9 protein-coding genes and 1 pseudogene are annotated in these 13,118 nt (G+C 63.9%); all 10 read right to left on the reverse strand.

The window, feature by feature from the left end; translation table 11 throughout:
* Window positions 1–65: 65 nt before the first annotated feature.
* Window positions 66–959: a phytanoyl-CoA dioxygenase family protein gene (locus tag HLH28_RS09605; protein ID WP_182958195.1), complete on the reverse strand. Its 894-nt coding sequence runs from the start codon at window positions 957–959 to the stop codon at window positions 66–68.
* Between the two features lie 124 nt (window positions 960–1,083).
* The gene (locus HLH28_RS09610; RefSeq protein WP_182958198.1) at window positions 1,084–2,742 is read right to left on the reverse strand and encodes an ABC transporter substrate-binding protein; all 1,659 of its coding nucleotides are present in this window, start codon (window positions 2,740–2,742) and stop codon (window positions 1,084–1,086) included.
* Window positions 2,729–4,738, reverse strand: coding sequence for a dipeptide ABC transporter ATP-binding protein (locus HLH28_RS09615; protein WP_182958202.1), 2,010 nt, complete (start codon window positions 4,736–4,738; stop codon window positions 2,729–2,731). The genes HLH28_RS09610 and HLH28_RS09615 overlap by 14 nt, the downstream gene beginning before the upstream one ends.
* 6 nt (window positions 4,739–4,744) lie before the next feature.
* Complete coding sequence (locus HLH28_RS09620) at window positions 4,745–5,638, reverse strand: ABC transporter permease (RefSeq protein WP_338029700.1); 894 nt, start codon at window positions 5,636–5,638, stop codon at window positions 4,745–4,747.
* Window positions 5,635–6,552 (reverse strand): ABC transporter permease, encoded by a 918-nt coding sequence (locus HLH28_RS09625; protein ID WP_182958205.1) that lies wholly within the window; start codon window positions 6,550–6,552, stop codon window positions 5,635–5,637. The genes HLH28_RS09620 and HLH28_RS09625 overlap by 4 nt, the downstream gene beginning before the upstream one ends.
* Before the next feature lie 27 nt (window positions 6,553–6,579).
* The gene (locus HLH28_RS09630; protein ID WP_246395890.1) at window positions 6,580–8,334 is read right to left on the reverse strand and encodes an aromatic amino acid ammonia-lyase; all 1,755 of its coding nucleotides are present in this window, start codon (window positions 8,332–8,334) and stop codon (window positions 6,580–6,582) included.
* A 61-nt stretch (window positions 8,335–8,395) separates the two neighbouring features.
* The gene (locus tag HLH28_RS09635) at window positions 8,396–10,696 is read right to left on the reverse strand and encodes a TonB-dependent receptor (RefSeq protein WP_182958207.1); all 2,301 of its coding nucleotides are present in this window, start codon (window positions 10,694–10,696) and stop codon (window positions 8,396–8,398) included.
* A 299-nt stretch (window positions 10,697–10,995) separates the two neighbouring features.
* Window positions 10,996–11,793 (reverse strand): DUF427 domain-containing protein, encoded by a 798-nt coding sequence (locus HLH28_RS09640; RefSeq protein ID WP_182958210.1) that lies wholly within the window; start codon window positions 11,791–11,793, stop codon window positions 10,996–10,998.
* 50 nt (window positions 11,794–11,843) lie between these two features.
* Window positions 11,844–12,911 carry a HalD/BesD family halogenase gene (locus tag HLH28_RS09645; RefSeq protein ID WP_182958212.1) on the reverse strand — a complete coding sequence of 356 codons (1,068 nt, stop codon included), beginning with the start codon at window positions 12,909–12,911 and terminating at the stop codon, window positions 11,844–11,846.
* An 87-nt stretch (window positions 12,912–12,998) separates the two neighbouring features.
* Window positions 12,999–13,118, reverse strand: a pseudogene (gene purU, locus HLH28_RS18070) (formyltetrahydrofolate deformylase); the annotation flags it as partial.

Consider the following 13,118-nt stretch of genomic DNA (forward strand, 5'->3'; position numbering starts at 1 on the left):
GGTCGGTAAGGGGGGAAAACGCACGTTCGATCATTTTCCCCCGGACAGGGGAATATCGTCGCGTGTCAGGTCCCCGGATTCACGAGGGTGTAGCCATAATCGTGCGTCTTGCCCCCGTTCAGGACGGGCTGTGTGTCCTGGTTGAAAAGATGCCCGTCGAAGATCGCCGCGTAGTCATGATCCTGCAGAAGCGTGTCTGGCAGGACGGCAAACGGACGATAGCTGTGATGTACCTGGCCTTCCGCAAGGAAAGGCGTGTTGGCGATGGTGTTGTAGGAACAATGTAGGATCGTGCGATTTCGGTCCGACCGGTTGGGTCCGGACGCATGCAGCACGTTGGCGTGAAAGAAACAGGCATCGCCGGGTTTCATCGTCATGGGCACCACCGGCAGGCGATCGAGTATCAGTGCCAGGCGCTCCTGATCGACCGACACCGCCTTGCCGAAGCGCGCGTGGTTCAACCGGCCCAACCGGTGAGACCCCTGGACCAGCTTCATGCACCCGTTATCCTCGTCGATATGATCGACGGCGACGGAGCAGGTCAGCATGTCCGGCCACAGGCAGCCTTCGTCATGCCAGAATGGATAGTCCTGATGCCAATCCCATCTGCCTGGGGCATGCGGACGTTTCATCGACAGTTTGGAATGCCAATGATAGCTCGGGCTGCCCAGAAGGGCCGTCGCATTGTCGACCATCCTGGCCAGGAACGGCACCTTGCCCAGATAGGTGTTGCTGTACTCGGTCCAGGCGACGACTTCCTGCGCATGGCCGTCACTGTCGGCCACGGCCCGCAGCCGCCCGCCGATGGACGGATCCGCGGCACAGGCCTCGGCCAACGGGGACAGTTCCTCCTGGTCCAGAAATCCGGGAACGATGACAAAGCCGTCCCGGTGAAAGGCATCGACCTGCGCATCCGTCAGGGGATGAAGGGTGCGGACCGTTCCATCAATCATATCCATCGCGTGCGTCCCTGTCCTGCAATCGGAATGAAACAACAGGACCATGGACAGGCCGACCGGCGCGGAAACCTATTATAATATTATCTTATGCACGCCCGGCTCATTCGATTATCTTGCCGATGCCTCATCCGCCGGTCGTCCCGGCGGGCTCGTCCAGTGACAGTTCCTCGATCGCGATATAGCCCATGGGATGCGGACGATAATTGCGAACCCGGATGCTGAAGCTGGTCAGATGGGGAACCCATGTCGCCTGCACCAGCGGGCCGTCCTGGTGCATGATCTCCTCCAGCTGCGCGGTAATGTGCCGGCGGGCAACCGGATCGGGTTCGGCCATGCCCTGGTCGACCAGCAGGTCGAACGCCGGATTGGCATAATGTGATTCGTTCCACGACGCGCCGGTGCGGTACCCCAGCGCCAGCGTCATAATCCCTTGCGGACGATGTTCCCACATCGTGAAGGCGAACGGAAATTCCTTCCAGTGCTCGGCATAGAGTTCCTGGGGATAGGTCTGGATATTCACGGTGACACCGATGTCACGCCACATCTCGACCATCACGGTGGTCGACTTCATGATCGGGCCGGCGTCGTCGATGCAGCACAGGGTCGTTTCGAATCCCTTTTCATGCCCGGCTTCGGCCAGCAGCCGCCTGGCGGCCGCCGGGTCCCAGGTTACGAGGGGTACGGGGGCGTAATCGGGCTGGATCGGGCAGACATGATGGTGATCGCCCGGCATCCCTGCCCCGCCCTGGGCCAGCGCCAGCACGCGCTGCGGGTCGACGGCCATACGCATGGCCCGCCGGACCCGCGCATCGTCGAACGGCTTCTTGTCGCATTGCATGCGTGCGACGCCGCATTGGGCAGACGGGGCGGCATAAACCTTCACCCCCGGCACCTGGTCCAGCAGGATCTTCTGGTCAAAGCCCAGTTCGTACAGCCCGTCCACCTGGTCCGACACCATCGCGGCGGCCCAGCTTCCGCGATCGTCGCCCAGATCGATGAAATGAACTTCGTCCAGGTGCGGCGTTCCGCGCCACGATCCGGCACGCGCCCGCACGACGCTGCGTTCGCCCACCAGCAGCGTCGTCATGTCAAACGGCCCGGTACCGTTCGATCCGGCGGCGAATACGCCGTCTTCATGCGGATCGAGGATCAGGGTGCATTGGTTATAAAGATCCTCGGCCACCGTCACGTGGGGGCGAAGCAGATTCAGGCGCACCGTCAGATCATCCGGCGCCTCGATCCAGTTGGCGTCCCATGGGACGACATGGCCGTCGACCTGCCGGGTCAGATAGGAAGCGACCGCGCCGATATAGGGCGAGCCCACGGCAGGATCGAGCCAGCGTCGAATGTTCCAGACGATGTCTTCCGCGATCAGGCGGCGGCCGTCGCGCCATGTCACGCCGGGACGGACGCGGAATGTCCAGCTGCGCAGGTCGGGCGATGGGGACCAGCTCTCCAGCAGGCCGCCGTGCAGCATACCGTCCGACCCCAGCACGCAGGCCCAGTCGCAGACGGCACTGACCATCTGGCTGAGATTGAACCATTCGAAGGTCGCGGGATGGGAAATATCCCAGATCGGTATCTGCAGACGAAGCGTACCGCCGCGCCGCGCCGGAGACGGCGCCGACGCCGCGGCAATCCCGGCGAACCTGCCGGCCGCACTGGCAGACAGCCCCAGGGCCGTGGCGGTGCGCAGGAAGGCGCGGCGCGGAACCGCGCCCTCGGCGAAGCGCGAAAGCAAACGCGAGAGCGGCGTGTCGCCGTCACGATCAGGGATGTCCATGGCACGCCCTCCCCTCGCCGAATGCACCCAGCGCATGATTGTCCGGCAAATGGCAGGCGACCCGGTGATCCTGGCCCAGAACACGTTCCGGTGGCGCACGGAGGCTGCAGACCTCCATCCGGTCTGGACAATGCGGGGCGAAGAGGCAGCCTTTATCCGGGACGGTCTGGGCCGACGTCGCGGGCCGGTCGGCCGCGGCAACCAGCGCCCGGGTATAAGGGTGGACCGGCGCGGAAAGCAGCGTTCCGGCAGGCCCGGCTTCGACCAGCCGGCCACGATACAATACCACCAGATCATCGGCGATGCTGCGCATCAGGGGGAGGTCGTGACTGATGACGACCAGGGTCATGTCCCGCTCGCGCGACAAGCTCATCAGTAGCTCGACGACCGCAGCCTGAACGGAGACATCAAGCGCCGAGACCGGTTCGTCGGCCACCAATATGCGCGGTGACGCCGCCAGGGCCCGCGCGATCGCCGCGCGCTGCCGCTGGCCGCCCGATAATTCGCCGGCGCGCCGCTCGCCCGCCTCCAGAGGCAGGCGGACGGCATCCATCAGCTGTGCGTAGCGATGTTCGGCACCCATGTCATCCGGGCGACCGGCGGCGCGCAGGGTACGCATGATCTGCCGTCGGATGGTCCATGCCGGATTCAACGACATTTCGGTGTTCTGGAACACCATCTGCACCGCCGCGCGCTGGGCGACGGTACGCCGTTCCGCAAGCAGGTCGGCGATATCCACCCCTTCCAGCAGCAGGCGGCCTTCCGTCGCGGTTTCAAGTCCGCAGACGATCCGTGCCAACGTTGATTTGCCCGACCCTGATTCGCCGACGATCGCCGTCATCCGGCCGCGCCGCACCGTAAACGAAATGCCTTCATTCGCCGTGACCATCCGACGGCCGGTACGGTCCGCGTACTGTTTGCCCAGGGCTTCGACACGCAACAGCACAGGCGCGGCGCCGATCTCGGGACCGGGCGGGCGCAACCCGCGCACGGGGGATGCGTCCGCCGTGCCGCCGGCTTTCGGACATCGGACCAGCCCGCCAGATGCCGACAGGTGCAGGGAAATGGCACCCGCGCCGCACGGATCGGGCGTGAACAGGCCACAGCGGGGACCGAAGGCACATCCCGCCGGCCTGTCGCCGGGCGATGGCGCCTGGCCGGGGACGGGCAACAGGATCTGCCGGCCGGCTCCGGACGTCGGGGGCAGGCATTCCAGCAGACCGCGCGTATAGGGATGGCCGGGACGTGCCAATATCGCATCCGCACGGTTTTCCTCGACCACTTGGCCGGCGTACATGACCGCGACGCGGTCGCACAGGCGCGCCATCAGATGCAAATCATGTGAAATCGCCAGCATGGCCATGCCCCGTTCGGCGGCCAGCGTGCGGATCAGCGCGACGATACCGGTCGCCGTGGTCGCGTCCAGGCCCGATGTCGGTTCGTCCAGCAGCAGCAGGGATGGATCGGCCACCAGGGCCATGGCGATGACGACGCGCTGCTGCTGCCCTCCCGAAAGCTGGAAGGGATAAGCCCCCATGATCCGGTCGACATCCGGCAGGTGAACGGAACGCAGATGGGTTCGCGCCAGGTCGGACGCTTCGGCCCGCGTGCTGCCCAGATGCGCGCGGGCGACCTCGGTCAACTGTGCGCCGATCGTCATGCTGGGGTTCAGCGCCAGGCCCGCATCCTGGTGAACCATTCCGATCCGCGCGCCATACAGGCGCCGCAACTCCCTGGCGGAGAGGCTGGCCATATCAACGCCGTCGAAGAATATGCGTCCGCCCGTGATCCGCCCTGCCCTGCCCAGATGGCGCATGACGGCCATGGCCAGGGTGGATTTACCCGAACCGGATTCGCCCACTATCCCCAGGGCTTCCCCCTGTCGGAGCGACAGCGAGACATCGAACAGTACGGGCACGGCGTCGCCGTCGCGTCGGTAGGCGACATTCAGGGATTCGATCCGTAACAGCGGATTGGCGGCGGTTCGTGGTGTCATGTCCCCCTACCTCCCCTCCCCGCGACGCAGGCCGTCGGCCAGCATCGAACAGCCCAGGGCCAGTGATACGATGGCGAGACATGGCGGCAGAACCAGGTGCGGGAAAAGGATCGCCAGGACCCGCCCTTCCTCGATCATGCCACCCCAGTCGGGTGTCGGGGGCGGAAGCCCCATGCCGAGAAAACCCAGCGTGCCGATGGCGGTGACAACATAGCCAAGCCGCATGCAGGCATCGGCAATCAGGGTGGCGCGCGCGTTGGGCAGGATTTCCAGGAACAGGATGGCCAGAGTGCCCTCGCCCCGCAGACGCGCCGCGGCGACATACGCCTGTTCACGCAGATCCAGCGTCAGCCCACGCATGATCCGCATGACCCCGGGCGTGGTCGACAGCGTGATGGCGAACACGATGTTGAAACCCGACGAGCCCAGTTTCGACAGCAGCACGATGTAAAGCGGCACGACGGGAAAGGCGAGAACGAGATCGGCGGTGCGCGAAAGCAGCATATCGGTCACGCCGCGCCGATATCCTGCCCATAGTCCCAGGGCAATGCCGATGACATAGGCGCTGGCGGTGGCGAGCGGCGCATAGACGACGACGCTGCGTGTCCCCCAGACCAGGCGGGAAAGCAGGTCCCGCCCCAGGAGGTCGGTGCCGAGCCAGAACCGTCCGCCGCCTGGCGCCGCCGCCATCATCGGCGCCACGGGCATGAACGATCGCGTGGGCGAGAACGGGGCGATCCATGGCGCGAAAGCCGCCACCGCCAGCCAGAACAGCAGGATCGCAGCCCCCGCCAGGCCGACAGGCGAACGGAACAGGACTGCCGGGTACAGGCGTGTCAGGACATTCAGGCGCAAACCTGCAGGAGAAGCCGCAGGCGGGACGACCTGGCCTTCGGTCACGACAGACGAATCCGTGGGTTCAGAAAGGCGTATCCGATATCGGCCAGCATCTGGGTTATGCCGGCGATCATCACCAGGACGAAGGTCGCGGCTTCGAGCAGCGGCAAATCCTTGCGCAACGCCGCCTGGAGCAGCAGGGTGCCGATCCCGTGAAAGGAATAGAATGCCTCCACGACCACGACACCCCCTATGGCCCAGTTGACCTGCAGCATGATGATGGTGAACGGCGTGATCATGGCGTTTCGCAAGGCGTGCCGGAACAGGATCCGCGCCGGGCTCATGCCCTTCAGGATCGCCGCGCGGATATAGGGCGTCGCCATGATTTCGGCCATGCTGGTGCGAGTGATGCGCGCCAGGTAGCCGACATCGGACAGGACAAGGACCAGGACCGGCAGGACGACCTGCCGCCAGTCCCACCCCTCCGTCATGATGCTGGTGCCGGGCACCAGATGCAGACGGGTCACCAGCAGCGCGGACAGAAGGACCGCGCTGGCAAAAGGCGGCAGTGCGCTGGTGGCGACCGCAATCGCCGAGACGATGCGATCGACGGCCGAGCCCTCGCGCAACCCGGCGGCGATGCCCAACGGCAGCGCCACCGGCAGGGTGATCGCAAAGAAACAGGCCACCAGGATCAGCGAATGGCCCAGGCGCGGCCACAGCACCGACGACACCGGCGCGGCAAAGGCCCGGGACTGGCCGAAGTCACCGATCAGGAAATGTCCCAGCCAGCGACAGTACCGCACCTGCGGCGGCTGCATGTAGCCATGGGCCTGAAGCCACAGGGTCTGCTGTTCGGGCGTTGCGAAAGGGCCCAGGGTCGCGATCGCAACGGAACGGGGTGAAAGTTCAAACAGCAGGAACAGAAGGATGGATGCGGCGACAGCCGTCAGCAAGGTCGCCGCGATCCGTTTCATGATCAGGGCCGCCAACGGCACACCCCCCTAACCGGGACCGCCCGAAAGGGGCGGTCTGGGCAGGCCGGCAGGCAGGTATCCGGCTGGATCGGTCGTGTTCACGAAAGAGGTGGTATGGCCCGACGCACCCGCCAGCGCCGTGCAGGCCGCCTGGGTGGCGGCGCCGAACGCACGCTTTGCATCCTGCACGTGGCGCAGATCCATCCACGCACAGCCCGTCTGCAGATCGATGGCCAGAAGGCGCATCGTGTCGTCGACCACGTCATGCAACCGGATGGTCTTCAGGTTGGTCTGGGCCTGAAGATCCTCGACCGTCGCGACGATGGCGTTGCCCTCGGGCGGGACGGGATTCAGGTTTCCCTGCACATGCTGGTAGATATCGGCTGCGGCATAGCTGCCGCGAAAGCCGTGATGCTGGCGCACCTGGTCCTCGGTCAGGACGTCGCGCGGCTTCACGACCGTGAAGAACGGATTTTCGAACCGGTACAGGCGCTGGGTGACGGCCACGTCCATATTGCCCAGCGCGATCGTGAACGCCTCGACCTCGTTGGCCAGGGGATAAGGGTCCCAGTTGGCGTTCGACAGAACATATCCATGCAGGTGATGGTCGGCGTCGCTGCCCCGGACGTAATAGCGCATCATCTGCGGGGTCGAGAGTTCCCAGGAATCGCCAGGGGAGACGCCGATACGGGTTGCGGGATTATGGTCGGAACTGTTGATCGCCAGCAGCACGGACTGCCGTAGCGCCGCCCAGGCCTGCCAGGCCGATCCCTGGCGGATCGACGACGCCCGCAGGCTTTCGGGATCCTGGATGATCCGGTGCGGATCGTCGTCCAGCAGGTAGCTGCCGCGCACCAGGCCCATGATCCGCCCCGCATCCCAGTTCAGCCAGGGGTAGGGACGCGCTGTCTGTACCGGCAACGACAGCGGGGTCACGCTGCTGTTCATGCCTTGCAGGTCGATCGCCAGCGCCAGGTCCGCCCAGTCCAGCGCGCGACGCGCCTTATCCAGCGCCAGCGCCGCGCGCGCCGCGGCATAGGCGTTGGAACTGATCAGCGCCGCATCGTCGGCGCCGAAGGGGTGCAACGGGTGCAGCCCGGCCCGCCGCAGCGCCTCGGCGGCGGTCATGCGCTGGCCCTGGTAATAGGCATCCCCGCTGCCGACCATCGTCGCGCCGATCGCCGCGAGGACCGCCAGATCGCCCTCGCCCAACGTCCCGCGCAGCGGCAGGACGGGCGTGATGCGGTGATTCAGCAGGTCCTGCAACATCTGGGTCAGTGCGGGGCTGGCGGCCTCGTACGTCATTGTGTTGGCGCGGATCGCCATGATGGCGCGGACCAGGGCCTCGTCCTCGATCTCCGGCCCCGGTTCCCCAAGGGCCGAATGCTGGAAACGCCCCAGCTGGATCTTTTCAAGCAGCGCCTTGTTCGCAGGGGACAAGGGGTCGCCGCTGAAGATCGAAACCTCGCGCTGGTCGCCCGCACCCCGGTTGAACCAGTAGACGGGAACCCCCTCGCGCGCCGCCTCCAGCAGCAGGTCGTACGTATCCTGTGACCGCTGCCGGGCGGCTGGCGACAACGACACCGCCACGCCATCCCGCGCGATCTGCCCCAACTGTTCCAGCGTCAAATCATGACCGGTCAGGATGACCGCCGGGCCGGGCTTCGGGACGATCGGGGTATAGGCCCATGCCGACGGAAGCGGCAGTCCGACCGCCATGATCGCCGGCACGAGCACACGCGCCATCAGCCCGGCGGCCCGCCGATTTGCATTCTTCATCATGTCGCCTGTCGTATCCGATATCGCAGCCGGTTGCGGCGCGGGGGGTACACCCCCGCGTCGATCAGAAATTGGCCGATACAGTCCCGAAGAACTGGCGCGGCGCGCCAGGCATGAAGGACTGGTAATCGCCCTGCACCGGGTTGCCTTCCTCACCTACCACCGCAATCCATTTCTGGTTCAGCAGGTTGTAGACATTGAATTGCAGCGCCAGGTTCTGGACGAACCCGAACTTCCCGAAATCGTAGCGCGCGCCCAGATTGGTAATGAAATAATGCGGGGCGGCGACCGTATTCATGTAATCGACATACCGATGGCCTTCGTAATTTTCATCGATATCGGCCGAAAATCCTTTGTAATTATAGGTAATCTGGCTCTTCCACATCAGGATCGGCACGTTCGGCTCCTGCTTGCCGCGCACATTAACCAGGCCCGTTGCCGTGCTGTAGTTGTTGTCGTACGTCGCGCGGTTCCAGCTGAAGCTGTTGTACCAGGAGATATGTTGCGGGAAGTGGATGGTCCCGCTGGCTTCCAGGCCATTCATCGTGACACCGCCCACGTTCTGGACCGTCGCGTAGGAATTGATGATCGACCCCTGCGCGATGGTCAGCAAACGGTTCGCAAAATTGGCGCGATAGGCGGTCAGCAGCCCGTCAAACCATTTCCGATGCATGCGGTAGCCCGCTTCGAACACCCAGGCCGTCTGGGGGCGCAGATTTTTCTGCTGCTGACGGAAAGCCGTCGGATCGGTCACGCCGAACGGCGAGCCCTGGTTCCATCCGCTGAAGGCATATGAACTCATGTTCTTCGACACATCGAAGAACAGTTCGTCATTCCGCGTCACTTTCCAGTTGATGCCGACCTGCGGCAGGAACGCCGCCGACGCCGTCAGGCCGCCGGACGGCAATGTGTCCTGACCGGTAAAGGCGGGATTGTTGAACAGAATCCCGCTGCGCGTGGTCACCAGCAGCGACTTGAACCCGGCGTTCAGCTGAAGGTTCGGCAAGATGTGGTACGTATCGTCCAGATGGTACTGGAACGTATTGGTATTGAAGACGTACCCCCATTCATCCAGGAACGCATCCTGGGTGTTCTGCCAATGGTAGGGGCTGAGCGGCTGTCCCTCGCCCAACAGGGGTTCCTGGTACAGCCGGCGGTTCTGGATATAGTGATTGTTCTCGAACCACACGCCGGTGTGGAAATTGTTGTTCTTGTAGCGCCAGTTGAAATTGCTGACGATGCCGAACCGCTGGCCGCCTTCGTCGCGGCCCTGCATGCTCAGCGGCGCGCCGTTGGGAGAGGCGTTGTAGGGCGTCACCCACGTGCTGAACCCGTTATCGGCAATGGCATAGGCCGTCGTGCGCCATGTCATGCCCGGACCGACATGGGTGTCCAGCGTCGTCGATCCGACGAAATCCTGGCGCAGGCCCGATCCGGCGTAATACGCCGCGTCGAGCGCATCGTTGGTCTTGTCCTCGCCATGGGTATAGATGCCCTGGGCTGCTCTATAGGCCGCTGCATAATCGGGATAGTAATTGTCCCAGCGCTGTCCCAGCGTGTCGATATAGTTCATCGACAGATCCTGGTAATCGACCTCCTTACGGTTGCTCCAGTCGAAATAGGTCGACCAGGTCGTATAATCGCCGAAGGGCTGAACCAGTTTTGCGTTGAACTGGTCATAGCGGTTTTCTCCCGCCCCCTTCCACTTATTCAGCGTGGAATGCGCATAGGCGATGAAGAACTTGGTCCCGGTGCTGTTCAGCTTGCCGCTGTCGGCCCGGGCGTAGGTCCGGAACGTGCTGTTGCTGCCGAACGTCTGCTGGATGGTGCCGCCCGCCACGTCACGCGGATCGGAGGAATAGAACTGGATGGTGCCGCCCAGATTGGTCGAGGACGGCATCTCCACCGAACCGGCGCCCTGCGACACCGTGGTGCTGCGGATATTCTCGCTGATGATCGAACGGTTCACGTTCAATCCGCGCTCGCTGTCGTATTCCATGTTGCCCAGCGGAATATCGTCAAGCGTAAAGCCCAGCTGGTCCTGGCTGAAGCCGCGCACGGTGATACGGGTCGACCATTCATACGCACCGAACGGATCGGCCGACATGAAATTGACGCTGGGCAGCCGGGCCAGGATTTTCATCGCGCTGGTGCCCGGTGCCGCGGCCCGCAATTCCCGCGAGGTCACGGTCGCCATCTGTCGGGTCGAGCCACCGCCATAGACCTGGATGTCTTCGGCCGCCGCCGCAGGGGGCAACGTCCTGGCGGCCCCCGCCCTGGCGACCGTTGCCTTGGCATTGGACGTCTTCTTCTGGACCGGGCCGGACACTGCTTCCGCCGCCGCCGCCCAGGGGGATGACGCCATGAGCGGTATCAGGGTCGCGCTGGCGAGGAGAGCCGCCTTGAAGCCATTAAATTGCATTTTCGTCCCCATATTCGCGATATTTGTCGATTCCGGGATTCAGTCTGACCCGCGCGTCCTCTGGTTGGGTCGCCTGGAAACGGGTTCGATATCGGAATTATATTGAAGACGATTTTCGTCTTAATCAAGAAATTTTCGTTACGTTTAAGAAAATAATTCGCCTCGGCGTCACATTCCTGCCGCCATGGACAGAAAACGCGAGCTGGTCGGGACAGAACGCCCGACCAGCACCGTATCGGACGTCAGATTCCGAAGACGGACAGATTCACGCCGTTCCGGCGGATGGCATCGACACGGTCGGCGTAAAAGCAGATCATGCCGCCGATGCGCGACATTTCGGGAATCGGCGTCTCGTAGCTCCAGGCGATATTTTCGATCGTCCCTTTTTCGGTCACGAGATTCCAGTAGGAGGCCTCCCCCTTGTAGGGGCATCGCGTCCGCAGGGCGGATGGCGTCAGATGGTCCATCCGCACATCTGCCTTGGGCAGGTAATAGCGCACGGGAAGATGGGTCTCGATCACCAGGCGTGGACGCGCCGACGAGGCCGCCAGGATGCCGCCTGCCTCCACATCGATCCGTTCGTCGCCGTCCAGGATCTCGATCCGGGCGTAGGGATCGCGCGGATGGACGAAGACCTCCTCGCCTTCCTCCATCCAGCGTGAAAACGCGCGGAATTCCAGGCCGATATAGCCCGACAACGCCGCCCATGGCGTGTCAGGCGGAAAATCGCCCGACCACGCGGCGGCCGTGGCCTCCTCGCCGTCCGAGACGACATCCCAGACGCGATCGATCCTGCCCAGTTCGGGAAGATCGACGATGGCCTCGGACGGCTTCAGAAGAGAAGGATCGACATCGCCGGCCGGAAAGAAATAGATCGGCAGGAAGTGATTCGACCGCAGGGTCAGGACCGCCCGGCTGTCGGCGACCAGACGCGCGCCCAGGTAGGCGCGCACCCGCTTGGGTGTCGCAAGGACGTTCACCAGGCGCGGAGCATCCGCCATCCTGGGCTGCAATGTAACCTTGGGTGCGACAACCCGCATGTCCTTCATTTTCCCCTTCTGTTCCGACCGGCTGTTTTTTCGTTTGCCCGTCAGGAAAGTTGCGCCTGGTCCAGGGCATCGCGCAGGCGATAGGCTTCCTTCAACGGCACGGCGCCGCGATGCAGGATGCGGATCAGGTCATTGACGTCGTCGATCGCCCCTTCCAGCGCCGCCGCCGCCTCGGCCGGCGTCGCGCCGATCTGCAGATCCTTGCACAGGTTCGCCAGCCGCTTCTGCGCGACCCACGCGCGGTGGCGGGCCCACTCGGCCGGATTGCAGCGATATTCCAGCATGTAGTTCGGATCTTCGAGATGATGATCCTGCAGTTCGATCCATTCCAGGCGGTTGGGATCGGGCACGCTCACATTGCGCGAGACGTAGCTCTGTACCAGGCTGGCGCGGAACCCCAGTTCCTCGAGCCGCGATGCCCGGTGGAAGACGGCGCATCCCTGCATGAAGCAGGCGTAGCCGGCCCCCGGAAAGTGCGGGGTGATGATCCGGTCTTCCGGGATGGCCTGGCCGGAGCGGACCATGTCCCATCCTTCCTGGCGGGTGCCGTCGAAGATCTGGAACCGTCCGCCCTTCAGCTTGTTCGGGTCGTGGACCATCAGCACCCAGTCGAACGCCGTGGCGTCGTGGTGCCATGAATCGACTTCCCGCCCCAGTTCCTTCGGCTGGAAATTCATGTGCCCCTGCTGATGCGTCAGCGTGTGAGGCATCAGCGATGTCTGGAACATCTCCGAAAAGAATTCGGTAATCTCGGGCGACAGGCACAGATCGCGGATAAAGCGCGAGCGATGGGTGGTCCCGCGCAAGGTCGCCGGCACCCGCGTGGCCGAGGAATTGTAGCGAATATAGGGCTGAAGCTTCCGGGTCACCTCGGCCAGCGCGGCGATGCCCTCGTCGGACAGCATGCGCGCCGCGCTGGTCATGGCCACCGGCGACGCAAAGCGCGAAATGAATTTTTCGTCGTACCCCAGGTCAGACAACATCCAGATATTCTCCGGACGCTCCAGCTGCAGATGGACGGCCGGATTGAACTCGGGCTCGTCCTCGATCACGAACTCGTAACCCGGCGGCAGAGTGGTGGGATAGATATCGTCGTCTGCAAGCCTCATCACACATCCCCTGATTTCTGACGCCCCGTCCTGGGGCCGCCATGTTTCGTTGGAACCGGTAGCGGTCGCAAAGCGCCGCGCAATTGCCTACGGCGCGAACACGATGGTCTTGTGTCCGTTCATGATGGCGCGCTGTTCGACATGGTATCGGACGGCGCGGGCCAGGACGCGGCGTTCGATGTCGCGTCCCTTGCGGATCAGGTCGTC

It is taken from the genome of Gluconacetobacter tumulisoli (genome assembly GCF_014174155.1).
In the GTDB taxonomy this organism is placed as follows: Bacteria; Pseudomonadota; Alphaproteobacteria; order Acetobacterales; family Acetobacteraceae; genus Gluconacetobacter; species Gluconacetobacter tumulisoli.